Annotated in this window: 22 protein-coding genes; 11 read left to right on the top strand and 11 right to left on the bottom strand. The window is 45.6% G+C overall.

Annotated features, from left to right (window positions below; translation table 11 throughout):
- The first annotated feature begins 97 nt into the window (after positions 1-97).
- The gene (locus LP667_RS05090; RefSeq protein ID WP_021732358.1) at positions 98-1,123 is read left to right on the top strand and encodes a MucBP domain-containing protein; all 1,026 of its coding nucleotides are present in this window, start codon (positions 98-100) and stop codon (positions 1,121-1,123) included.
- Positions 1,124-1,241: 118 nt separating this feature from the next.
- Here the strand turns inward: LP667_RS05090 and LP667_RS05085 are convergent, their stop codons facing one another.
- Positions 1,242-2,696, bottom strand: coding sequence for a hypothetical protein (locus tag LP667_RS05085; protein ID WP_033609602.1), 1,455 nt, complete (start codon positions 2,694-2,696; stop codon positions 1,242-1,244).
- Between the two features lie 1,544 nt (positions 2,697-4,240).
- Positions 4,241-5,818, bottom strand: a complete 1,578-nt coding sequence (locus LP667_RS05080) for a peptide chain release factor 3 (RefSeq protein WP_033610088.1) — start codon at positions 5,816-5,818, stop codon at positions 4,241-4,243.
- 298 nt (positions 5,819-6,116) lie between these two features.
- On the opposite strand from LP667_RS05080, the gene LP667_RS05075 reads away from it, so the two are divergent.
- The 4 genes from LP667_RS05075 (at position 6,117) to LP667_RS05060 (ending at position 11,404) form a co-directional block, all read left to right on the top strand.
- On the top strand, positions 6,117-7,439 hold the full coding sequence (locus LP667_RS05075; RefSeq protein ID WP_021732361.1) for a dihydrolipoyl dehydrogenase family protein: 1,323 nt from the start codon (positions 6,117-6,119) through the stop codon (positions 7,437-7,439).
- 170 nt (positions 7,440-7,609) lie between these two features.
- Entirely contained in the window at positions 7,610-8,506 is an 897-nt protein-coding gene (gene gnd, locus LP667_RS05070) for a phosphogluconate dehydrogenase (NAD(+)-dependent, decarboxylating) (RefSeq protein WP_021732362.1), read from the top strand.
- Positions 8,507-8,521: 15 nt separating this feature from the next.
- Positions 8,522-10,036, top strand: coding sequence for a gluconokinase (locus LP667_RS05065; RefSeq protein WP_021732363.1), 1,515 nt, complete (start codon positions 8,522-8,524; stop codon positions 10,034-10,036).
- A gap of 12 nt (positions 10,037-10,048) precedes the next feature.
- A complete protein-coding gene (locus LP667_RS05060) occupies positions 10,049-11,404 on the top strand; it encodes a gluconate:H+ symporter (RefSeq protein ID WP_021732364.1) in 1,356 nt (451 codons plus the stop codon).
- A gap of 164 nt (positions 11,405-11,568) precedes the next feature.
- Here the strand turns inward: LP667_RS05060 and tagD are convergent, their stop codons facing one another.
- Both tagD and LP667_RS05050 read right to left on the bottom strand, forming a co-directional pair.
- The gene (gene tagD / locus LP667_RS05055) at positions 11,569-11,970 is read right to left on the bottom strand and encodes a glycerol-3-phosphate cytidylyltransferase (RefSeq protein ID WP_021732365.1); all 402 of its coding nucleotides are present in this window, start codon (positions 11,968-11,970) and stop codon (positions 11,569-11,571) included.
- 52 nt (positions 11,971-12,022) lie between these two features.
- Positions 12,023-13,216, bottom strand: a complete 1,194-nt coding sequence (locus LP667_RS05050) for an AI-2E family transporter (protein ID WP_021732366.1) — start codon at positions 13,214-13,216, stop codon at positions 12,023-12,025.
- Between the two features lie 164 nt (positions 13,217-13,380).
- Between LP667_RS05050 and LP667_RS05045 the strand changes: the two genes are divergently transcribed.
- Complete coding sequence (locus LP667_RS05045; RefSeq protein ID WP_021732367.1) at positions 13,381-14,307, top strand: L-lactate dehydrogenase; 927 nt, start codon at positions 13,381-13,383, stop codon at positions 14,305-14,307.
- A 1,069-nt stretch (positions 14,308-15,376) separates the two neighbouring features.
- Here LP667_RS05045 and LP667_RS05030 read toward each other — a convergent pair.
- The gene (locus LP667_RS05030) at positions 15,377-15,571 is read right to left on the bottom strand and encodes a type II toxin-antitoxin system Phd/YefM family antitoxin (protein WP_021732369.1); all 195 of its coding nucleotides are present in this window, start codon (positions 15,569-15,571) and stop codon (positions 15,377-15,379) included.
- A gap of 153 nt (positions 15,572-15,724) precedes the next feature.
- Positions 15,725-16,102 (bottom strand): helix-turn-helix domain-containing protein, encoded by a 378-nt coding sequence (locus LP667_RS05025; RefSeq protein WP_021732370.1) that lies wholly within the window; start codon positions 16,100-16,102, stop codon positions 15,725-15,727.
- Between the two features lie 175 nt (positions 16,103-16,277).
- Here LP667_RS05025 and LP667_RS05020 point away from each other — a divergent pair, with 175 nt between their 5' ends.
- Positions 16,278-17,009 (top strand): C40 family peptidase, encoded by a 732-nt coding sequence (locus LP667_RS05020; RefSeq protein WP_021732371.1) that lies wholly within the window; start codon positions 16,278-16,280, stop codon positions 17,007-17,009.
- A gap of 217 nt (positions 17,010-17,226) precedes the next feature.
- Here LP667_RS05020 and ntdP read toward each other — a convergent pair whose 3' ends face one another.
- The 3 genes from ntdP to LP667_RS05005 all read right to left on the bottom strand — a co-directional run bounded on the left by ntdP (position 17,227) and on the right by LP667_RS05005 (position 19,426).
- Entirely contained in the window at positions 17,227-17,775 is a 549-nt protein-coding gene (gene ntdP, locus LP667_RS05015) for a nucleoside tri-diphosphate phosphatase (protein WP_003643214.1), read from the bottom strand.
- A gap of 97 nt (positions 17,776-17,872) precedes the next feature.
- Positions 17,873-18,676 (bottom strand): recombination regulator RecX, encoded by an 804-nt coding sequence (gene recX / locus LP667_RS05010; protein ID WP_021732373.1) that lies wholly within the window; start codon positions 18,674-18,676, stop codon positions 17,873-17,875.
- 33 nt (positions 18,677-18,709) lie between these two features.
- Complete coding sequence (locus LP667_RS05005; RefSeq protein WP_021732374.1) at positions 18,710-19,426, bottom strand: hypothetical protein; 717 nt, start codon at positions 19,424-19,426, stop codon at positions 18,710-18,712.
- Between the two features lie 278 nt (positions 19,427-19,704).
- On the opposite strand from LP667_RS05005, the gene LP667_RS05000 reads away from it, so the two are divergent.
- The 4 genes from LP667_RS05000 to LP667_RS04985 all read left to right on the top strand — a co-directional run bounded on the left by LP667_RS05000 (position 19,705) and on the right by LP667_RS04985 (position 21,071).
- Complete coding sequence (locus tag LP667_RS05000) at positions 19,705-20,253, top strand: sigma-70 family RNA polymerase sigma factor (protein WP_021732375.1); 549 nt, start codon at positions 19,705-19,707, stop codon at positions 20,251-20,253.
- Positions 20,254-20,293: 40 nt separating this feature from the next.
- Entirely contained in the window at positions 20,294-20,488 is a 195-nt protein-coding gene (locus LP667_RS04995; RefSeq protein ID WP_021732376.1) for a hypothetical protein, read from the top strand.
- A gap of 114 nt (positions 20,489-20,602) precedes the next feature.
- On the top strand, positions 20,603-20,815 hold the full coding sequence (locus LP667_RS04990) for a DUF1659 domain-containing protein (protein WP_021732377.1): 213 nt from the start codon (positions 20,603-20,605) through the stop codon (positions 20,813-20,815).
- A 28-nt stretch (positions 20,816-20,843) separates the two neighbouring features.
- Complete coding sequence (locus LP667_RS04985) at positions 20,844-21,071, top strand: DUF2922 domain-containing protein (protein WP_003643208.1); 228 nt, start codon at positions 20,844-20,846, stop codon at positions 21,069-21,071.
- Between the two features lie 92 nt (positions 21,072-21,163).
- On the opposite strand, the gene LP667_RS04980 is transcribed toward LP667_RS04985, so the two are convergent.
- The gene (locus tag LP667_RS04980) at positions 21,164-21,469 is read right to left on the bottom strand and encodes a hypothetical protein (RefSeq protein WP_021357387.1); all 306 of its coding nucleotides are present in this window, start codon (positions 21,467-21,469) and stop codon (positions 21,164-21,166) included.
- 200 nt (positions 21,470-21,669) lie between these two features.
- Positions 21,670-22,590: an IS30-like element ISLsa1 family transposase gene (locus tag LP667_RS04975; protein WP_057717442.1), complete on the bottom strand. Its 921-nt coding sequence runs from the start codon at positions 22,588-22,590 to the stop codon at positions 21,670-21,672.
- Between the last annotated feature and the right edge of the window lie 671 nt (positions 22,591-23,261).

Genomic DNA, 23,261 nt, shown 5'->3' with positions numbered 1-23,261 from the left:
TCAAGTCGGTATTTTACATTTTATTTAAGACGTGCCAGAACCGTCGTGAATGCGTTATACTAGTGATAATTAATTTATTAATGAAAGGAGTGGTCACGTGTCATTTCTCGATCGGCTCAAAAATATGCTACAAGCCTTAAATAGCACAGAAGTCGTTGACGAAACAACCGCCACGCCACGGGCGATTACCGCTCAAGATACTGCGACTCCCGCTGTTAACCAAACGGAAGCGCTAATTCTTGTCCATCACCTTGACCAAGACGGTAACGAATTACAGGCTGCCGATATGATTGCTGGAACTATCGGTGAAGAAATTCACTTACCAGCTGTTAATATCGCTGGTTATCACCTCGTCCATATTGAAGGACTGACCCGCTGGTTTACAACGCCGCAAGCTAGCATTACGTTAACTTACGAACGTCAAGCCGGCCAACCGATCTGGATGTACGCCTACGATATTGACCGACGCGAGCTGATTGGTCGGCCGACAATGTACCGGGGGCAATTAGGAACCCCTTACGAAGTCACCGCGCCAACTGTTGCTGGCTTTAAACTGCTCCGATCCGTTGGGGACGTCACCGGTGAATACACGACCACCTCAAAGACAGTGCTCTTCTTCTACCGTAATCAAAACTGGCAGCAAACGGACCTTAGTACTGGTTTTATCCAAATCAATCAGTTGACTGCGGTCTACCCTTATCCTGGGGCGACCACGACCAACTATTTGACTAAGCTCCAACCCGGCAGCACTTACAAAACGTACATGCGAGTGCGCCTAGTTACCCATGAAACTTGGTATTCGATTGGTGATGACCAGTGGATTCCGGAGACCCATCTGCAGTTAACCACGGGCGATAATTTATTGCTCAAACTACCAGCCGGCTATCGCGTCCAAAATCAACGCCCAGTGCGGCAGACTGGCGTCGTCAGCTTTGTCCCTGGCAAACAGGTCCATACCTACATTGAACCGTATGGTCGTTACTTAACGACTGTGAGCCATGGCGACACCGTCAATCTTATTGAACGAATGGCTGATGATAATGGGGTTGTCTGGTATCGACTTCAGGACCAAGGTTACTTGCCTGGTCGCTACTTAACTAAATTAGACCCACCCTTTGCTTAAGATTCACGGGCATTAATATTTTTCCCAGTAGTCTTCTCGCTATTTTAAACCAACTTAAAAATCGCCACCATCTAGTTTCACTATGTCTAGATGATGGCGATTTTATATGCTTAAACGGCTACTTATCAACGACAATCCGCATCATTTCAATCCCACGATTCGTCAGCAAGAAGCCCACATCTTTACGATGCATGAAGACTAACCCTTCAAATTCACGATCACCAGCAAAATTAGCCTCGCCGACCTGACTAGCCGTCAAATGACCCAATTGAGCCGCCGGAATAGACGTAATGCTCTCATCAGCAACGAGATATAGGCGGCCCGTTACCTCGTTATAGCCCATCGACTGTGCAAAAAAGCCGGGATTATTAGCCAGTCCTTGTGACACTTGTTCAAAGTGCACACCGGTCGACGGACTAATAGTCCCCCGATAAAGATTAACTTTTCCATTGCGCAACTGGCTCGCATGGGTCCAGTAATAGGCCCGACCGGCGCGATCAAAAGTTAGTTCGTCACCTAGGCGCCCGCTACCCGTTGCGAAAGCAATCTTAAGATCCGGCGTTAAGGACTGCGGATTTAATCGGGCAACGCTTGCTAACTGATTACTTGCCGTAGATGCAATAAACCAAAGTTCGTTCGTTTTGGGATTCAGAGCCAAGGATTGCACATGCCCAGCCGTAAATTCCGGTCCCACTTCAATGGCAGCCAATACCCGCCGGTCAAAGGCTGTCATGGTCCCATCAAATTGGTGGGCCGCTGCAACTCTTAACATCGCCATCTTACCTGATTGCCCCGCACCTAAAGCCATCAACCGTTGCCAATCATAGCGTACGACCCAGCCAGTCTGGTCGGCACCCGCAACTTGCTGATCATTGACGTACATAACGTACAAGTAGCGGTTATCAGCTGAAAAGGTCGCACTCTGAGGGTCATTTAACGTCCGACTTCCCAGTTGTTGAGGCAAATATAGCGCCGTTTTAAAATGATAATGGTCGCGGTAGCCGCCACTTTGCATCAACTTGTCTGGTCGGCTTTGCATTCCCTGCGTTGCCACGTACGCAGCCGTTGGGTGGAATAAAATCCGGTTGGTGGTATAACGCCCCGCACCTTTCAGTGACAAGTAGCTAGTTTTAGTTACCGTTTTAGTTACCGCAGCTACTTGTTGATACTGAGTCACTGGATGCATTGGTTGTCGCTTAGGCGTGACAATATCATTAGCACGCGTCCCAGTTACTTGAACATTGGCGGCAATGACCCAACCGGATTGATTAGAACGCAGCTGATGTACTTGCCAGTAAGTCACTAGCCGACCGTTTTGGGTTAGCATCACTTGCCCAGTTCGTTGCCATTTTTTAGTAGTCCGGGCAATCCCGCGTGGTGTAACTTGCATGGTTGCATAATTTAGTTGATATAGTCGGGTTTGTTTAGCTTTAAGTTCACAATTACGAGGGGTCAAGCTTTGTACCACCGGCCAACGAACCATGTCAGTCGCCGCTTGAACCGTTATTTCACCCCATAACCCCATCCCTAATAATAGTCCCAATAACCAGCGCCCTCTTAATCTCACTCTCATCGCCCCCTACACAATATGAGTTGCAGGTCGATTGTATCGTAATTCTAATAAGTTAGCAGAGCTACAATGTTGGTTTACACGGTGAATTTACGCCGGCATGGTCACATCCGAGTACATATGACAGCCACTTGTGAGTAATGATCAGTGGCCCACGCGTTGTGCTAATTAATCTGTCATGAATCATGATTAAAACGTGCCAAACAGTTAAGGTCAAAAGCAGCCAGTTTGGGCCCGCTGGAAACAATTCGAGTTAGCGTAAACCTGCCTAATTAACTGCGTCCTACGCCGACTTCCAGGCATTTCTGCCAATTGCTGGAACGCGGTGGACACAGATTTAAGCCGAAACCCACGTCTTAAATACTGGTCTTCTATAGGCATGCCATATTGTCGAAACGTGTTCGGGCCAACCTGGGTCTGCGGTTAGCTACACAATATTGCCAATCGGGGAAGACCACCCGCTTAGCAACATCGCTAGGCTAATCCTCAACCCAACCCGGTTGGACCTCACACTCTTGAAATGCTGAGCATTGGCCGAAACGCCTTCCAGTCGGGATAGTATTCGAATGGCAGACATAAATGTACCCATTTTTGATGAACTAGTCGTTGCTTTTCACGATCAGTAATTTTGTCATTCAACTGTCAGACTGATAATGCTATTGTGATAGTTTGTCTGATTCTAAATTACGATACTAGTATTAAAAATAGTCAATGATAACTTAGTGTTTAATTGAAGTTCCAATATCAGAATATACCACGAGCAATTGTACCAAGTTAAGTGGCCGTTTATCTGCCATTCGAGCGGCTTACCGAAACGTGCTCTGTGCCACTGAAGCCTGTGCTTGCTACGCCAACGGACTAATGCCAAGACCACATTAATCCGTTGGCCAGCCAATGCTCGGCTTCAACCCGTGGTCCCTCACAGGCTTTTAGACCGGAGGGGCTGGGTGACAATGCTCAGTAGCCAAATTATTCTTAGCTGGAAGTGGGTTACTTCCGGCTTAGAATAAGACTCGTATTTGAGATGACGCGGGTTGGGCGTTAGCTCAAATCGACGTCGGCTGCGTTCCAGCAATTGGCACCCAGCCCCGGAGGTCGGATTAGGATGCACACGTGCTGACGAATAGTAATTCAACTAACTGGCACGTTTTAATCATGATTTATCCCAAACAGTAACTGGCACAAACGTCTCATGTGTTGATAACAGCTTTGTATTAAAACACAATCAAATGAAGCGTCGATACCGTTCCGTTAGTTCCAACTTGAAACCAGGCCGGCTCTAAGCGCAATTAGTTGCGGAAGGCATCTACTATATTCAACAACCTAGACCGTTCATCAGCAAAAAACGACCTTACCCCAGCAGAATACTGGAATAAGGCCGTTTAGTGAAGCACAAAATTATATTATTTCATCTGTCAGCTTGACAAGGACTAATTCAGATCATAACGTCTCAAGAAATCGAGACGATTTTTCTATCAATATTGTCAAAACGTGCGCCAAAAGTGACTTATCACGATTGACTCAAATCCGGCAGCATTAGCTAGATCCTACAGCTTCGACGTCAACTTCACATCTGGGTACTTATCCGCAAACCAGCGTTCCGCAAAGGCATTCTCGAATAAGAAGAGCGGTGCACCGTAGCGATCCTTGACTAATAAGTTCCGTGAACTGGACATCTTTTCGTCCAATTGTTCAGGATCAATCCAGCGAGCCGTCTTGCTACCCATTGGTTCCATGACAACTTCCGAATTATATTCATTTTGCATCCGGAATTTGAAGACTTCAAATTGCAATTGACCGACCGCCCCGAGAATGTAGTCACCGGTTGAATACGACGTGTACAATTGCACGGCCCCTTCTTGAACCAGTTGTTCGATCCCTTTATGGAAAGACTTTTGTTTCATGACGTTCTTGGCCGTGACCCGCATGAACAATTCTGGTGTAAATTGTGGCAATTTTTCGAATTGAACCGCATTCTTGCCCGCGTAAATCGTATCTCCAATTTGGAAGTTACCCGTATCATAAAGACCGACAATATCACCGGCCACGGCTGTTTCCACCGTTTCACGGGTATCGGCCATGAATTGCGTAGAGTTGTTTAAGCGCATCTTCTTGCCAGTTCGCTGCAAGACCACGTCCATCCCCCGGTCAAACTCGCCAGAACAGATACGGACAAAGGCGATCCGATCACGGTGATTTGGGTTCATGTTCGCTTGAATCTTGAAGACAAAACCGGCAAATTCATCATCAGTTGGTTGAATCACTTGATCATCGCGCGTCTTATGAGCCGCTGGTTTAGGCGCATACTGGAGATAAGTCTTCAAGAACGTTTCGACCCCAAAATTAGTCAGGGCTGAACCGAAGAAGACCGGTGTCATATCTCCGGCCATGACCTTAGCTTCGTCAAAGTCATTACCGGCTTCATTGATCAATTCGACTTCATCCAACGTATCACGATAAATACTATCCTTCGTTAATTCATTGCTAGGATCAAGTTCGCCATTATCATCTAATGGTAAGAACGTTTCACCATGGGCTTCATTATGGTAAAGCTCAACACGATGATTATAACGATCATATAAGCCCTTCAGTCCCTTACCCATGCCCATTGGCCAGTTCATTGGATACGTCTCAATCCCTAAGACTTCTTCGACTTCGTTCAGCAGATCCAATGGTTCACGTCCATCACGGTCCAACTTGTTCATGAACGTAAAGATCGGAATGCCCCGCATCTTACAAATCTGGAACAACTTCTTCGTCTGGGGTTCGATCCCCTTAGCCGAGTCAATGACCATGACTGCGGAATCGACCGCCATCAACGTCCGGTAAGTATCTTCAGAGAAATCCTCATGTCCGGGGGTATCTAAGATGTTGATCCGTTTACCATCATAATCGAATTGCATCACGGAACTCGTCACTGAGATGCCCCGCTTCTTTTCGATTTCCATCCAGTCAGACTTAGCAAAGTTACCGCTTTTACGGGCTTTGACCGTACCGGCCTGACGAACGACACCACCAAACAATAACATCTGTTCCGTAATGGTCGTTTTCCCGGCATCCGGGTGAGAAATAATCGCAAAGGTACGCCGGGTATTGACCGCGGCGGTTAGTTCTGTCTTATTCATTAAAAATTCCTTTCATCATAACCTGTATATTCAACGTGCACGGTGGTACCGTCCCACCGTAAAAAAACATAGCCTTACATATTTTACTGATATTTGACTAAAAAATCCAGTACCACCCATTATCTTACGATGATTCATTGCGAATTCACCTTACTAAGTCGTTATCATCTGTTTGTAACCGGTTTACATACCATCAAACTAAATTAATGTTGCATTCTATTTGGCATTATAAATTAAGTTGTGTACAATGTATTTGTTTTTAAATTAAGTGTCACTTGGGAACGAGGAGGATTTTAATATGTCAGAAAAATTTGATGTTTTATATTTAGGTAGTGGTCACGGTACTTTTGACGGGGCCATTCCGTTAGCGGCACGTGGTCAAAAAGTAGCCGTCATCGAAACTGATCTGATTGGTGGTACCTGTCCCAACCGCGGTTGCAATGCCAAAATCACCTTAGACCAGCCAGTTGCGTTAAAAAGCCAAGTTGCCAACTTTCAAGGCTACGGTCTGACCGGTGAACCAACGATCGACTGGCAAGCGAACTTCGAACACGAACGGGCTGTCATTGAAGGCTTACCGGATATGATTGCTGGGTTAATGACTGGCGCTGGCGTCACGCTTATTCATGGCCGTGGTACCTTTGTCGATACCCACACGGTCCAAGTAGCGGATAAGACATACACCGCTGATAAGATCGTCATTGCAACGGGTCAGCACCCTCACCGCCTCGATATTCCAGGGTCCGACCTCGCTCATGATAGTAATGACTTTTTGAACTTAACGACTTTACCGCACCACATTACGGTAATTGGTGCCGGCTACATCGGTCTTGAATTTGCCAACATGGCGTTGACCGCGGGCAGTCAAGTTACGCTCCTTATGCGTGGCGATCAAGCGCTCCGTAGTTTCCACCAACCCTTTGTTGAGCGACTACTGGCCAAGCTCGTTGACCAGGGCTTGAATCTCAAACGGGAATGGATTCCGACTGCCATCCAGCCTGCAGGTGATCAATTAGCTGTGATCAGTGACGATGATACGGTTACAACTGATTGGATCTTAGATGCTACCGGTCGCCAACCGAACACAGCCAACTTAGGTCTTGAAAAGATTGGTGTCGATTACACCGCTGCCGGTATTACCGTTGATGATCATTTACAAACGAGTGTTGCTGGGATCTACGCCTCTGGTGACGTCCTTGCTAAAGACCAACCGAAACTGACCCCGACGGCCATCTTCGAATCACAATATCTAATCCACTTGTTTACGGGCGATACCTCTGCCCCTATCAAGTATCCGGCCATTCCATCGGTCGTCTTTACGTCACCACGCCTAGCCCAAGTCGGCACCATTCCGACCGATACAACCAGCGACGCAACGGTGACCGTCAATGATCTAAAAGACGACTGGTTCCGGCAAACTACGCGCGACGTGGTGGGCCATAACCTACTTGTCACCGATAACGAACAGCGCTTAATTGGTGCGGCCGAATTAGGTGAACAAGCTGAAAACACCATCAATGCGTTGTTACCAGCTATTCAATATCAACTGACTCCGGCACAACGTGAACAACTAGTCACCCTCTTCCCAAGTATCGGCGCAGCGGTTTGGTCAGCAATCTAACAAAAAATCCACATGGCAACTAAGCCCGTCAAATTGGGCTTAGTTGCCATTATTTGGCTGAGCATGAAAACATTTTACAAATATAAGGTTGATTTATGTAAATAATTTTATTACAATGTAAGCGAATACAAAAAGCACTTATAATTTTCAATTAAAAGAGGGGTTTCATTATGAAATTAGGATTGATTGGCTTAGGAAAAATGGGTATGAACTTGGCATTGAATATGCAAGACAACGGACACACGCCCGTCGGTATGGATTTAAATCCAACCAATCTCCAGACCGCTTCCAATCAGGGGATTGCAACGGCAACCGATCTCAGTCATTTACTTGACCAATTGCCAACACCCCGGATTATTTGGATCATGGTACCCGCTGGCAAAGCAACAACTAGTGTCATTGATCAATTAACAACTACGCTAAGTGCTGGTGATATCGTCCTCGACGGTGGTAACTCGCACTATCAAGATAGCATTCGCCATGGCGAACAATTAGCTACGCACCATATTAACTTTTTAGACGTCGGTACTTCCGGTGGTCAAGCTGGCGCGCGGCAAGACGGTAATTTCATGATTGGTGGAGATCTCGCTATCTTCAAAATAGTTGAACCAATCTTTAAAGCAATCGCCGCCCCCGATGGTTATTTGTACACCGGTCCTACTGGTAGTGGTCACTACTTGAAGATGGTCCATAACGGAATCGAATATGGTATGATGGCAGCAATAGGTGAAGGCTTTGATGTTTTACAGCATAGCCAGTTCACTTACGACAACGCCGCCGTTGCCAAGATGTGGAATAACGGCTCGGTTATTCGCAGCTGGCTCATGGGCCTCGCAGAAGATGCCTTCAGCAAGGATGGCAACTTAGACGAAATCAAAGGCGTCATGCATTCTTCCGGAGAAGGCCGCTGGACCTTAGACACCGCCTTGGATCAGCGAGTTGCAACTCCCGTTATTGCGATGGCCTTAATGATGCGTTATCGTTCAGAGACTGATGATACCTTCACTGGTAAAGTTGTCGCTGCGTTACGCAACGAATTTGGCGGGCACGCTGTCGATCACGAATAGGAGGAACCTAGCACCATGACTTATCTAATTGGAACTGATTTAGGAACGACTAGTACCAAGTCTGTCTTATACGATCATCAGGGGCACGTAATTGCGAGTGCCAACGTTGGCTACCCACTCTATCACGATACCGTTACGACAGCTGAAGAAGACCCCCGTGAAATCTGGCGGGCGGTTCAACAAACAATTCATCAAGTGAGCGCTGGCATTGATGCTGATGAAATCGAGGGCATCGCCTTCTCATCCGCCATGCACAGTTTGATCTTGCTAGATGACAACAAACAACCGCTGACCCGAGTCATCACTTGGGCAGATAATCGTGCGGCCCAAGACGCGGCCAAGCTGAAGACTCAACCACTCGGTGACCAGCTTTATCACCTCACAGGAACGCCGATTCACCCGATGAGTCCACTCGTCAAATTACACTGGCTAGCTCACCATGAACCCGAATTACTGGCACAAACCTGCCACGTGGTCGGCATCAAAGAGTACGTGATTTACTTAATGACTGGTCAACTTCAAATGGATTATTCGATGGCCAACGCCACTGGTTTATTCAACCTTTATAATTTTGACTGGGAACCAATTGCCCTAGACTATGCTCACATCACCCGAACTCAACTGCCACCGTTAGTTGATACTGATGCCGTAATTGATGGTCTAACGCCTGACGCCGCTACAACCCTTGGCTTGACAGCCCGCACTAAAATCATCATGGGAGCCAGCGATGGTGCCCTCTCTAACTTAGGCGTTGGTGCCGATGAACCTGGTGTCGCGGCTATTACGATCGGTACTTCTGGGGCAGTGCGTGTGATGACTAAGCAGCCGTACTTAGATCCCGAGGGACGTCTATTTTGTTACTACGTCGCCCCCCACCACTGGATTGTCGGTGGACCGATCAACAACGGTGGCCAAGTCTTTCGCTGGGTTCGCGACGAACTATTTACCACGGAAAGTCAAACGGCCCGTGCTAATCAACAAGATCCTTATGATCAATTGACAGCGCTTGCCGCGACCGTTCCCGTCGGTGCCCATGGCCTATTATTCCACCCATACTTAAGTGGCGAACGGGCACCACTCTGGAATGCCGATGCGCGCGGTTCTTTGCTCGGAGTGACGACCACGACGAGCAAAGCTGACATTGCCCGGGCTGTTTTGGAAGGCATCGTGATGAACTTGAACACCGTCTTACAACTGACCGCCGCTGCCGAACCCGTTCACGCGATTCGGGCGACCGGGGGCTTTGCACGTTCAAGTCTCTGGCGTCAAATCTTAACGGACGTTTTAGGCCAACCAATCACGATCCCGGCTAGTTTTGAGAGTTCCTGCTTGGCAGCTGCGGTCATTGGTTTAAAAGCACTTGGCCACATTGATGATTTAAATGCCATTCATGCCATGATTGGGGCTACCGAAACGTATCAACCTAATGCCGTCAACCACGAACGCTATCATCAACATCAAGTCGTCTTTGACCACGTTACGGCGCAATTAGCACCTTTATACCATGAAATTGCAACTTTAAACCGTTAGGAAGTGACCATCATGCCATTCGTTGTTCTGACACTCGGCATTTTATTATTATTAATTCTCATTATTAAGTTCAAATTGAATACTTATATCGCCTTGATCGTTACGGCGGTTGTCGTCGGGATCGGTCTAGGAATGCCCCTGACAAAGATTGCGACTAGTATCCAAAACGGCATTGGCGGACAGCTCGGTGAATTGGCCCTCGTCTTTGGCTTCGGCGCGATGCTTGGCCGCTTAGTGGCAGATGCTGGTGGTGCGTATACAATTTCGACCACGTTGATTGATATCTTTGGTCGCAAACGTCTACAAATTGCCATTGTGATTGCATCCTTCATTATTGGGATTGCACTATTCTTTGAAGTGGGTATCGTCCTGTTGATTCCAATCGTGTTTGCCATTGCCATTGAAGCCCAAGTTCCAGTTCTCTACCTAGGAATACCTATGGGGGCGGCCCTATCCGTCACCCACGGCTTCTTACCACCCCACCCGGCACCAACGGCCATTGCGACTACGTTAAATGCTAACGTTGGGCACGTGTTATTATTTGGGATTATTATCGCGATCCCCACTGTTTATATTGCGGGCCCACTCTTCTCACGGTGGGCACAAAAAATGGTGCCAGAGGCCTTCGCAGCCAAACCACACTTACCACTCAACAGTAATAAACGGCAATTCAAAGTATCCGAAGCACCAAGCTTTGGTCTGAGTGTATTGACTGCTTTGTTCCCCGTGATTTTAATGACGATCACTACTGTCTATGAATTGGTCGTCGACCATGGTGTCACACCTAAGAACCCCTCAACAACGGATCAAATCATCCGTTTGATTGGGGCCCCAGGTATCGCCATGCTGATTTCACTCTTATTCGCACTTTGGTCTATGGGGATTCATCAACACAAGACCAATAAAGCGATGACAGCCACTATTGAAGATGCTACGAAATCAATCGCCATGCTGCTCCTAATCATTGGTGGTGGTGGGGCCTTCAAGCAGATTCTAATCGATGGTGGTGTCGGCAAAGCCGTTGCCCAGTTATTTAGCGGCAGCAGCATCTCACCACTGATTTTAGGTTGGTTAGTCGCCGTCATCTTGCGGGTCTCACTCGGTTCAGCGACCGTCGCAGCCTTAACTGCAGCCGGTCTGGTTGCCCCATTAATGACTCAAGCAGGTATCGATCCGGCCTTAATGGTAATTGCCATCGGGTCTGGGAGTGTCGCCGCTTCACACGTTAACGATGCTGGCTTCTGGATGTTCCGAGAATATTTCGACCTAACCGTCAAGCAGACTTTGCTCACGTGGACTATGTTGGAAACCATTATTGCCTTCTGTGGTCTCGGTGGCGTGTTGGCCTTAAATGCTATTTTCCATTAAATCTATGAGTCCAGCCTGGTGACAGCTACATATCAGTTAATCTGGTAACCAGTTAACCATTATGTCAGCTTAAACCGCACTAAATCAAATACCGTCGTTACTCACAATCCACTTGCTGAGTAACGACGGTATTTGATAGTCGCTTAATTCAATGTCAAACGATGCTACTGTTCGTCTAGATGACTACCTAAATCATGCTTGATACGCGTTGATGAAATACCCGCGGTGCGGGGCAAATAGACGACCTCACAATAATCTTTCAAAAAGTCGAACTTACCGCGCCAATCGTCTCCCATCACGAAAACATCAATATCATTATCGGCAACATCACTAATTTTCTGATCCCAGCTTTTCTCAGGTAACACTTCATCAACATAGCGAATCGCCTGTAGAATATACTTGCGGTCTTCATACGACGTATACGCATGCTTTCCCTTTTCGGCATTAAACTCGTCGGTTGAGACGCACACCGTCAAATGATCACCCAAAGCGCGTGCACGTTTGAGTAACCGGATATGACCCTTGTGCAACAAATCAAATGTCCCGTACGTAATTACTTTCTTCAAAAAATCACTCCTTGTGACGCGTTCAAGATTAATTCACCCATTATAGCACAGGCTACTTCTTTAATTTTGAGTTCGCCGTCAAATCAGCCTTAGTCGCTTTGGGTGGCTGTGGTTGATAGACCGTTGTTTGCTTACGCAAGTGCTCCTCATTACGTAGCTCAGCAATATTATAGAGGTACACGACCACGGTCCGTACCACGGCATAGAATGGAATCGCCAGGATCATGCCCAAAATACCGGCAATATTTCCCGCCGCCAGCAACAAAATAATAATTGTCAACGGATGGATCTTGAGTGTTCGCCCAATAATATTCGGGTAAATCAAGTTACCATCAACCTGTTGCACAATCACCACCACAATGACTACGTACACTACCTGCATCGGTGACTTGGTAAACGCCACAATTAATGATGGCGCAATCCCGATGTACGGACCAACATATGGAATAATATTCGTTAACCCAGCAATCACCCCGAGTAATAACCCGTATGGCTGGGAAATTAACATATAACCAATAGCCGTAAACGTCCCCACGAATAGACATTCGATCACTTGACCACTAATGTAACTTGAAATCGTATCGCCCATCTTTTGTAATAAACCAATGACTTCGGGCCGTTGCTTCTTAGGCAAGAACCGACTAATGGCCGGGATGAACTTTTCACTATCCTTCAACATGTAGAACAACACGACTGGAATTGTAATCGCCATGATTGTCACGCTCGTCACCGTGGAAATCACGGTCACAACACTGCTTGACAATGATGACAAAAAGTTCTGGGCGTACTTACTGATTTCCCCATTAAACTGCTTAGTATACGAAGAGATGTCGATTTTTTGTAACACCGAACTATTGTTGATCATCTTAGTCGCGGCCTTTTGCATTTCAGTCGCAATGCTTGGCAGGTTATAGATCAGTTGGGTGACCTGACTGACTAACCGCGGCAACAAGGAAACGGCCCCCCACGCTAATAGGCCAAATAATAGCACAAATACAATCGCAACAGCCCCGGTTCGCGAAATCCGAAACTTCTTATAATGAACCTTCGTCAATAATTTGACTAGGGGATTCAACATATAAAATAAAAATCCTGAAATCACAATTGGCATGAACACGACACTTAAAAAGGTACCAATCGGCTGAAATAAAAAGCCAATGTTCGTGCAGACCCAGATCAAGGTCGCCACAATTAAAATCTCAAGTGACCAAAATAACAAGGCCGAATCTTTTAGGCGCTTAAACACTCGCGCTCCTCCCTTTCTTGATACAACCATATAATGCGTTAATTATACCCTATTTCAATTCATTCGAATACGATTTTGAAATTTCTCACAAATTCTATTTAAAATCAATGAGAATAATGGTAATTTAATTAATGAACGATAAACTTTTAAAGGAGTTTTTATTTATGTCACGTAAAATTGCCATCATTGGAATGGGCCACGTCGGTTCAACCGCTGCACACTACATCGTTGCCAACGGATTTGCAGACGACCTCGTCCTAATCGATACGAATAATAGCAAAGTGGAAGCTGACGCTCTCGATTTTCAAGACGCCATGCCCAATTTACCTTACCACACAAACATTATCGTCAATGACTATAGCAGTCTAATTGATGCCGACGTCATTATTTCGGCCGTTGGTAATATTAAGTTACAAGATTCACCAACTAATGACCGCTTTCTTGAACTGCCCTTCACCAGCACACAAGTCAAAGACGTTGCTGCTAAGATCAAGGCGAGTGGCTTTAACGGAATTCTAGTTGTCATCACCAATCCGGTGGACGTCATCACCTCGATCTACCAAGCAGTCACTGGTTTGCCTAAGAATCACGTAATTGGAACCGGAACATTGTTGGACTCTGCACGGATGAAACGCGCTGTTGCCAGTGCCTTACACCTCGACTCACGATCAGTGGCCGGCTACAACTTAGGCGAACATGGTAATTCTCAATTCACGGCTTGGTCAACCGTCCGAGTTCTGGGCCAGCCCATTACTGAATTGGCGGCCAAACGCGGCTTGGATTTAGCAAAATTAGATGCCGAATCACGGGATGGCGGCTTCCGAGTCTTTCATGGTAAAAAGTATACGAGTTACGGCGTTGCAACGGCTGCGGTGCGCTTAGCTACCACGGTCTTAAATGACGCACTCACCGAACTCCCCGTCTCAAACTTCCGGGAAGAATACGGCGTTTACCTCTCATATCCAGCAGTCGTTGGTCGCGACGGCATCGTTGAACAAGTTCAATTGGATCTGACCGATGAAGAATTAAAGAAATTACAAGTTTCAGCAGATTACATCAAGACAAAGTATGCGGAAAGTCAGACTGATTAAACTGATACTCAGTTAACTGCGCTCATATATGATGACACGTGTTTTGTTAGTAATTTGTTATTAATTTGGTTAAAAAGATGCCGTTGTTAGATTACTGTTCGTCAGCAATGCACGTTCGATGCCGACCTCTGGGGCTGGGTGCCAATTGCTGGAACGTAGCCGACGTCGATTTGAGCTAACGCACGGCCCGCGTCATCTCAAATACGAGTCTTATTCTAAGCCGGAAGAAATTCGCTTCCAGCTAAGAATAATTTGGCTACTGAGCATTGTCATCCAGCCCCTCCGATCTAAAAGCCTGTGAGAGACCACGGGTTGAAACCGAACATTGCTACGCCAACGGATTAATGCGGTCTTGGCATTAGTCCGTTGGCGTAGCAAGTATAGGCTTCAGTGGCACCGAGCACGTGTCGGAAAACCGCTCGAATGGCTGATAAACGCTTACGCTCCTTGGTACAATTGATTGTGGAATAGCTGATTGCAGTTACTGCCAATCCAAATAATTGCATCTTAAGCTGTTGCTGTATATGAAACAGCGACTAGTTTAATTAAAGTTGAGACCATCAATAGCTGACATTCAAACACGATCCCGGCTGGAAGGTATTTCTGATGATGCTCAGTGATTCAAGAGTGTGCGGTTCAGACGGGTGGGACTGAGGATTAGCCTAGCTAGGGCGTTAAGCGGTGGGCTTCCGCTTGGCGTCCTAGCGTCCCTAACTGGAAGTCCTGGTCTGACCCGAACACGTTTCAACAGTATTGCCTTGAAGCGTGGAAGACCAGTATTTGAGATGCGGACTTCGGCTCAAATCTGTGTTGAAGTGCTGATAACAATTTGTACAGCCTTTACGTCGGATCTAATGATAGTAAAATTGCGATGGTTTTCTTTGCCAATCAAGCAAAATGGTCGACTATGAATACAATTGGTGGCCAAATCGAGCAAATCTTAACACAAACCGCAACGCTTTAAACCATACTAAAAAGGCATCATCGACAATCACTGTCGACGGTGCCTTTTTAAAATTATCGGACTAACAACCAGCCTGCTGATGCCTAGTTAGTTCGCTTGATTGATTTAACTAAATTCCATATCATGATGATTCGTTTTGGCTAACTGACTAACAATCTGTAACCAGTCCTTCATACTAACCATCACCGCCGAATCTTGGGTATTGGGATTTTCCACCTCAATGGTATCGTGGCTTTGATTAACAATCGTTAACAACTGGTTGATATTCTTTTTTGCTAATGCGGTAGTAACTTTTTTCATACGCCCATCTCCCAATTCGTTCCATAATTGTTGCCATTGTGCACCATTCGTCTAAAACCGTCAAGCGCTGCTAGCAATTATTCGAGTAACTGAGCAATATTTTACACTAAGCACGCCGTAGTTGCACTTAAAAGAACCGGATTTTACTTAAAATTAAAGGCGTGGCGTCTTGAACATTGATTTCAAGACGTTGCGAATGATTTTCATCTGTTCATTAGTAATTGGCTGGCCGTCATATTCAAACTGATTTTTCTTGTTTTCAACTACTTTTTTCAGATCGACCGCCGCAGCATTCGTAGTCTTGGCAGTCGGTTCTTTATCCTTACCAACCAACTTGGTATAACTCGTACCGAGCACTTGGGCCACTTCTTTAAGCGTGCCCACTGACGGCGTGTGCTTTTTCCAACTATAGATGGCACTCGCGCTCAACCCCGCTAAGGTTGCGACTTCCGCTAAGGTGAGCCCATTCTTCTTGGCAAACTGCCGAATGTTTTTAAGTAGTTCACCATTATCAATCTTCAAAAAAGCCATCTTCGTCACTCCTATCAATCAAGATCTCATCAATTATTATTAATCCACTCAAGCTGTTGACATTACTTAATCGAACCGCAACCCATTTGCAACAGCTTTGTTACAATGACCGCTTATGATAAGGTCAGCGTTAATGAATGGAATGGACACGGGGAATTTCGGGGAGGAACTACATATGAGACAACGCCTTATCGCACTAATTGTTACTATTTTAGGCCTCGCAATTGGACTTTGGCAAGCGCCTAACGTCGATGCCCAAGCAACCAATCGTATCATCAAAACCACGACCGTCACACGAAGCGCCTACCTTACTAAAAATCCACAGGGTGGACTTTATAATATGAGTGGCGCAACTAACAATCTCAAAATCAAAAATCTCGGTACGCTCCGTCGTTACGGCAATCCAACTTGGTTTGTTACCCAACAACGGCAAGTCCGCTTAGCAAATCGTACGACGGCTAATTATTATTTCATCACGAGTGCGAATAACCGCGTTCGGGGCTGGGTCAAGACTGGTTCCGTTAAGAAGAGCACCCGATCCTTCACCAACCTCTACAACGTCGCCAAGTCTAAGCTTGGTCATCGTTATGTTTACGGTGCAGTCGGTCCAAACACCTTCGATTGTTCTGGTTATACCAAATATGTCTTCCAGCAAGCGGCCCAAAAGACCCTGCCGCGGATCGCGCAAGCGCAATACCGTCAGTATCCCAAAATTTCTAAGCAACGCGCTCAAAAGGGCGATCTCGTCTTCTTCGGCAATAATACCGGCTCGATTTCGCATGTCGGCATCTATGTCGGTGGTGGAAAGATGATCGATGCTCAAAATAACGGCGTTAAGAATGAAAAAGTCTACGTTCCTTGGTGGCACGCAGTCGGTTATTCACGACCAGTCAACTTTGGCGCTTAATTATATTGATCGTTCAAGTTCCCCAATGACTCGCAAGTAATGCTTGTGGGTCATTTTTTATTTTCCTAATTATAGCAAACGGTGTCAACTGTGACGGTCAGTTAGTCATTTTAATCAACACCACTAAAGATGGCCCAGCCAACACAAAAGGGAGCACCCACCACGGGGTCACTCCCTTTTGTACTTTAATTACGCCGCTGACAGACCGTCAGCAGAACTATTGCCGACGTGATAATTCTTGATAGCGACTATACCAGATATCGATGTAGTCTTGCGAAAACGGGCCTTTTTTATTCTTAATCCAATCAACCAGCACTTTCACATTTGCTTTTAAAATGCGATCAGTATCAGCCGAATAACGCCACTGGGCACCGTGTTCTTCGTACTCATCCACATCCAACAACCGCCGCTCACCATCGGGAAAGACTTTAACATCCAGATCGTAATCGATGTACTTCAAAGCCTCTTTATCTAACACGTATGGTGATGCTAAGTTGCAATAGTATGAAACGCCGTTATCGCGAATCATCGCCACGATATTAAACCAATAATGCTTATGAAAATAAACGATGGCAGGTTCCCGCGTCACCCACCGGCGGCCATCATCTTCGGTAACCAGTGTGTGATCGTTACAACCAATTAGTACGTTCTCGCTTGTTTTGAGTACCATTGTATCGCGCCAAGTTCGATGTAAACTTCCGTCGTGCTTATAGCTTTTGATCGTAATGAAGTCGCCTTCCTTAGGTCCTTTAGCCTCGCGCGCCATATTAACCCAACTTTCTAACTTGAGGGTAAATTTTCATCGAATTTCATTAAACATTATACCAGATTTTTATAGCGTGCGGGCAGGTAATTCAACCTTTTCACTCATCCGCGACTTGTTCGTCGATAAATCGGTTGATGTCATCCATCATAAAACCCTTTTGAAACAGGCTTCGCTTAGTGCGCATCGTGCGTTCACGAAAAGCATACTTGCGATTACGTTGCCACAACTTCTGGCCTTGCGTCACAAGGGCGGCCCACTGTTCATCTTCATCCGGTTGCAATTCCAAACTAGCAATCGCCGCCGTGATCGTATCATTGTCAAACCCCTTCGTCATCATCCCTTGACGAACTTTTTGTTGCATTGTCTTGAAGGCTTGCCGGTGATAACGTTTAGCCAACTTGCGCGCTAGTTCACCGGCGTTATCAACTTGTTCTTCAGGACTAAATTGCCCAGCGAGAGCGTCATCGATCAACTGCTCACCAACGCCTTTTTGCCGCAAATTTTGTCGAATCACCCGCGGTCCCTTGTCACTAGTTCGTTTAGCCGTCCGTACAAAGGCATCGGCATACTGTTGATCATTCAATAACCGTAACTCGCGTAATTGTTGCATCGTCGCGTCAATCACCGTTTCGTCGATTTCTTCATCCCGCAGCTTGTCATGGACTTCCTTCTCCGTCCGCAGTTGATGTGATAAATAATCTAATGCGCGCGTATAAGCCTTGGATACATCGTCAGCCGCAATCATTGCCGCTTGTAGTTGTTCATCAACTTCCATGCCCTTGAAAACACGGAACTTGATCATCACTGACTCACTGATTGGAAAAGCATACTGCTCGTCTAAGTATATGTTGTAGCGCCCCGCACGTTTCTGGGCTACGATTTTCGTCACTTTCTTCGTCACGGACATCACCCTCCTCTCATTTAATCATCACGATTATAGTTTACCGAAAAACTGCCGGGTCAACCAACTAATTTCCCCAGGCAGTGCTAAAATTCCATAATGTTTTAAGACCTGATCGGTGTATGACTGCATCATCGCTTGATCCGCATCCAATACGGTCGGTGATGACTGATTTGGAACTGCGCGGCGGTGATGGTGTTCCTGGACTGCTAGTTGCAGTTGCCCCGCCTTAGCCAATTGACGAGTAACGACCCGCTTGCTCGCATCGACGCGAACCGTGATGGGACCGTCATAAATCAAAGCAGTCATAAAGCCTTGATCTTCGATATGCGCCAAATAATGTCGATTATACCAACTAGTCGTTCCCCGTTTGGCCGTTCCTAGCGGCATCAAGATAGCAGCACCATGAATCACCGGTAGTTTATGCATCGATAGTCCTAACTGACTAGCCAGCCGTTTAATTAGTTGGGTCCCAGAAAAGCCTAGTTGGACTGCATAAGTCATCATGATTTGTCGCGTTGTCAGCTTAGTCTTAATCAGTCCCCGTTGACGGTCAAAAATCAAGGTATTCTCGGCGCATGCCAAGTGTTTAATGTCAAGCAGAAAAATTGTCTCCAGCACGTCGATTATATCAATATCTGAACGCGTCGCTATTGGTAATAATCGCTGTGGCTGTCGGGTGTCCCAAGTACCAGATTCGAGATGCCAAAAAGAGTTAACGTGATGCGGATCGTCAATATTTTGGGTCATAGGTGGTAAAGCCCCCTAGAGATAAGTATTTTCTCTAACATTCACCGGCTGAACGCCCCCGCCCGTTCGCGGTTAATTAGATTAATCACATCATAACAATTACATACAATCTAGGAAAGCACTTGGTCATTGAATTGCTCAAATCTAACCGGAACATTAATAATGAAAACAAATCGTCACTTTTCAGTCCGTTTTCACCACCTGCACCATTACTGACCACTCACTACACTAGACTCAACCTTGGCCAAGGTAATTAACGATAGAATGAGGTTATTTCAATGCACGCTGACCGTTTTGATAATCAAGCCGCCTTTGACCTACTCGCACAGCCAGAACACCAACGCCTGTTGTATGGCGCTTTGAAGGCCGCACACGTGACCAAATATCACCCGCAATTTGAGGATTGTGTTACCGTGGCACATCTGACCTGGCTAGCCGCCTATCAGAACTATGAGCCTGAACTGCCTGCCAACTTGGCAGACTTTCGCAAATTTGCTTTTCGGCGCATCAAGTGGCGAACCGTTGACTATTTGCGTAAACAAACTTTGCGGACGCAATCGCAGGTCAAGCTGGAGCACGCCCTGCCCATCGCCATTGACCCGATGGCTGATCAAGAGATCCATTGGCAATTAGCCGCATTATTAACGGAACTCTTAGCACAATGTCGTCCGGGTGAACGCATTTACCTTACTGAATTTTTTCTGGAAGAACAGTCGGTTGCAAGCATCATGCACCGTCATCAAGTCAGCCGTCGGACCGTCTATAACTGGCGAACCCGCTTGCTCACTAAAGCTCACCAACTCTATCAGCAACAAGCCCGTAACTAATACTAAAACCGACATTTGCTCAATACGAAAGGAGCCCCATATGCATAATTGGATGAACACTCACCTCATTATTACAACAACTGACACCAAACAACATCAGGCGCATCAACACTGGTCCGCTGGTCGGGAGCTAACGGACGCTGATCTCGCCACTCTAATGGCCGTCCTCAGCCCACTATTTGCTGACACGATTATCAGTATTACTGTCCAAACTGTCACCGAGTTTGCCGACTAAACGCTCGCCAATCAAAAAAGTTTAATCAAACGGTGCACAAATCGACTCGCTCAGCCGTCTGTATTAATGTAAGCTGGCCAGCCTACCACCACAAAATTCGAGGAGGAACTCATCATGACTAAAACTTGGTTAAAAGCTACCCTGACAGTTCAAACGACAACGGAATTGGACGAACAACGTAAACAAACGTTTAACGGCATCGCCCAAGACGCGACTGACGAACAACTCGCTGCTTTTGGTAAGGTCGTCGAAGTCTTGACGGGCGATCAATTCATGGCCGCTAACTTGGTCAATGCTTACCGCTACGATCCACAACCCGTCGCTTAACACACTCATAATATAGGAGGAAACGCCCATGAAAACTTTAGACTTAAGCTTTAAAACTAGTACTAACAAGGTTCACCACTTGAAGTTACACTACGCCAACGATAACTTGAGTAAGGATGTCGTTAGCAAAGCCATGGCGGATCTAGCAGCCACGAAGCTGTTCGTTAAGGACGGCGAGAACCTCGTTGCCGAACCACTCGCCGCCAAGTACGTTGAAACCATCGAAACACCAATTGTCACCGCACCAAAGGCTTAATCCGCGTTACCTGCTATTACAAGAATCCCCGGTCAATTGCTGACCGGGGATTTTTTATTATATTCAGTTAGCTTATGGCACCACGTTCGGCGCTAGATATCACAAGAAAGCCGGATTGCCCTAGTCTCATTGCGATCAACTGGATAAATCTCGATAATAATGCTATTACCGACTGGATGCCAATCAATCGCTTTGACGAGTGCTCGCATAAACGTCCGCGTAATTTGGGTCTTGATTGAAATGCCGCTACGCTCAATATCATCATAGAAAATGACCCGCTGATCTAACTTATCGACCTTAAAGTAGTAGTACGCAAAATGGGCCGTCCCCCGTTTCAAAATTAAGTGGTACGAATTATTATAATCCGCGGGGAAAACCGTGATCCAATCGTCATTCATGTCGGACATCCTTTTCACTTGAATTTGAGCTCTTGTCTAATTGTACCGTGAACGGCGGGGAAAACCTAGGGGGAATGTAAGAAACTTGAACTACTGAGCCTGGCATCATTCTGTTCATTAACTAATTTTACCACGCGTTTTATTTAGTCATTATCATCGCGTTTTAGGCTACTAATAATTGCATCTGGCAAATTACAAGTTTAATCCGAACAAGCCCGGAATCTTTCAATGGCAGTCTGTTGATGATGTATTTTTAATGGTCGTTGATTAATTAGTTCAAGTGCTGCTAGGATCTCATCAGTCGTTACTTGGCTAAAATTGGTCTTTTTCGGGAAGAACCAGCGTAACCGTCTATTAAAATATTCATTGGAACCTCGCTCCCATGGTGAATATGGATGGCAAAAATAAACTTTGATCTGATAATCCTGTTCTAAGGCCTGATAATTGGCAAACTCTTTACCATGATCAACAGTAATGGATTTTACTTGGGGACCGAAGGCCCCCATAAACTTGCCAAAGGCGGTGTTTAGAGCCTTAGCCGTTCTATTAGGGGCTTTGATGGCCCATAGAAGTCGGGTCTTACGTTCTACGAATGTAACCAGACATGATCGTGACTCACCTCGACTAGAAAGCACCGTATCTACTTCCCAATGACCAAAAGCTAACCGTTGATTAACAGTTGTTGGCCGTTGTTCGATGGAAGTCCCACTTGTAAATTTCCCCCGATTTTCGCTCACTCGGTGCTGGCGGACATTCCGATTGGGTAGATCAGTCAATTTGAAGGGGAGCCAGCCACGATTAAGCCAATTATAAATTGACGCAGTGCTCAAGTTATAAGCGGCCGCAATGGTTTCTGGTGACCAGGTTAATCGTAAGTGATTGGTAATTAAAGTCGCTAATGCTGCCGTCAGCATCGAACGACGACCGCAATTCCGCCTTTTGCGATCTGCATCTTGCTGAGCTAATTCTGGATCATAAGGTTTAACCCGGTCCAACTCATAGCTAATCGTAGCTTTGGCGACGCCTAAGGCGTCAGCCATTACTTGGTAAGATTTATTCCCCTCATTGACCAGTTGTGCTAGTGCGCCACGTTGAAAACGTGATAAAGTAGATGTACCCAAAGTAATCACTCCCTATATTGGTTGGAATTAGCTACTACCATTGTAAGTGATTGCTTTGGGCTTTTTAATTTCTGTTCGGATTAATTATAGAATTTGCCCTAACATAAACAAGCAAATAAAAATATTATTTTTATAAATACGCAAAAAGCATTGATATAAAAGAGAAATTGCAAAAATAGAAAATTATAGACAGAAATATCAAAAGTAAAAATATGATACATTGTATATACATTGAACGTAGGTATTGATTTGCACTTTTTCACAATGATATGTTTAAACAAAAAAATAATTATTTGTTACCATTTTGTTTAAATAGTTCTCATCATATGGTTTAAAAAGCGAGATCAAAATTAGATAAAAATCTAATCTTGATCTCGCTTTTTAAATTAACTACCATAAATTCTGACATTGATTATATTAGTACTAATTTTGCTATATAAATACAGTATATGACACTCATCCGTAAAACTAGCTAACTACAAATTATTACTCAAACACTGTTCTTAGAATTGATTTTATGATATGTATAAGTAGCTGTTCACTACTCTTTCTATTGCTTATTTGCTAGATATTCCTTCAATTTAACTATTACCTCAAATAAAACTTCCCACTTATAATTGTCAAAGAATACGTAATCTTCATCGAAAATATTCTTTCTATAATAATGTCTT

Origin of the sequence: Lactiplantibacillus paraplantarum, assembly GCF_003641145.1 — a bacterium.
Lineage (GTDB): Bacteria > Bacillota > Bacilli > Lactobacillales > Lactobacillaceae > Lactiplantibacillus > Lactiplantibacillus paraplantarum.
This window is presented reverse-complemented; position numbering and strand designations above follow the sequence as displayed.

Excerpts from the sequence above, each read along its gene's own strand:
- LP667_RS05085 (WP_033609602.1), bottom strand. The coding sequence starts at position 2,696 with ATGAGAGTGAGATTAAGAGGGCGCTGGTTATTGGGACTATTATTAGGG.
- LP667_RS05080 (WP_033610088.1), bottom strand. The coding sequence starts at position 5,818 with ATGAATAAGACAGAACTAACCGCCGCGGTCAATACCCGGCGTACCTTT.
- LP667_RS05075 (WP_021732361.1), top strand. The coding sequence starts at position 6,117 with ATGTCAGAAAAATTTGATGTTTTATATTTAGGTAGTGGTCACGGTACT.
- gnd (WP_021732362.1), top strand. The coding sequence starts at position 7,610 with ATGAAATTAGGATTGATTGGCTTAGGAAAAATGGGTATGAACTTGGCA.
- LP667_RS05065 (WP_021732363.1), top strand. The coding sequence starts at position 8,522 with ATGACTTATCTAATTGGAACTGATTTAGGAACGACTAGTACCAAGTCT.
- LP667_RS05060 (WP_021732364.1), top strand. The coding sequence starts at position 10,049 with ATGCCATTCGTTGTTCTGACACTCGGCATTTTATTATTATTAATTCTC.
- LP667_RS05045 (WP_021732367.1), top strand. The coding sequence starts at position 13,381 with ATGTCACGTAAAATTGCCATCATTGGAATGGGCCACGTCGGTTCAACC.
- LP667_RS05030 (WP_021732369.1), bottom strand. The coding sequence starts at position 15,571 with ATGAAAAAAGTTACTACCGCATTAGCAAAAAAGAATATCAACCAGTTG.
- LP667_RS05025 (WP_021732370.1), bottom strand. The coding sequence starts at position 16,102 with ATGGCTTTTTTGAAGATTGATAATGGTGAACTACTTAAAAACATTCGG.
- LP667_RS05020 (WP_021732371.1), top strand. The coding sequence starts at position 16,278 with ATGAGACAACGCCTTATCGCACTAATTGTTACTATTTTAGGCCTCGCA.
- ntdP (WP_003643214.1), bottom strand. The coding sequence starts at position 17,775 with ATGGCGCGCGAGGCTAAAGGACCTAAGGAAGGCGACTTCATTACGATC.
- LP667_RS05005 (WP_021732374.1), bottom strand. The coding sequence starts at position 19,426 with ATGACCCAAAATATTGACGATCCGCATCACGTTAACTCTTTTTGGCAT.
- LP667_RS05000 (WP_021732375.1), top strand. The coding sequence starts at position 19,705 with ATGCACGCTGACCGTTTTGATAATCAAGCCGCCTTTGACCTACTCGCA.
- LP667_RS04995 (WP_021732376.1), top strand. The coding sequence starts at position 20,294 with ATGCATAATTGGATGAACACTCACCTCATTATTACAACAACTGACACC.
- LP667_RS04990 (WP_021732377.1), top strand. The coding sequence starts at position 20,603 with ATGACTAAAACTTGGTTAAAAGCTACCCTGACAGTTCAAACGACAACG.
- LP667_RS04985 (WP_003643208.1), top strand. The coding sequence starts at position 20,844 with ATGAAAACTTTAGACTTAAGCTTTAAAACTAGTACTAACAAGGTTCAC.
- LP667_RS04980 (WP_021357387.1), bottom strand. The coding sequence starts at position 21,469 with ATGAATGACGATTGGATCACGGTTTTCCCCGCGGATTATAATAATTCG.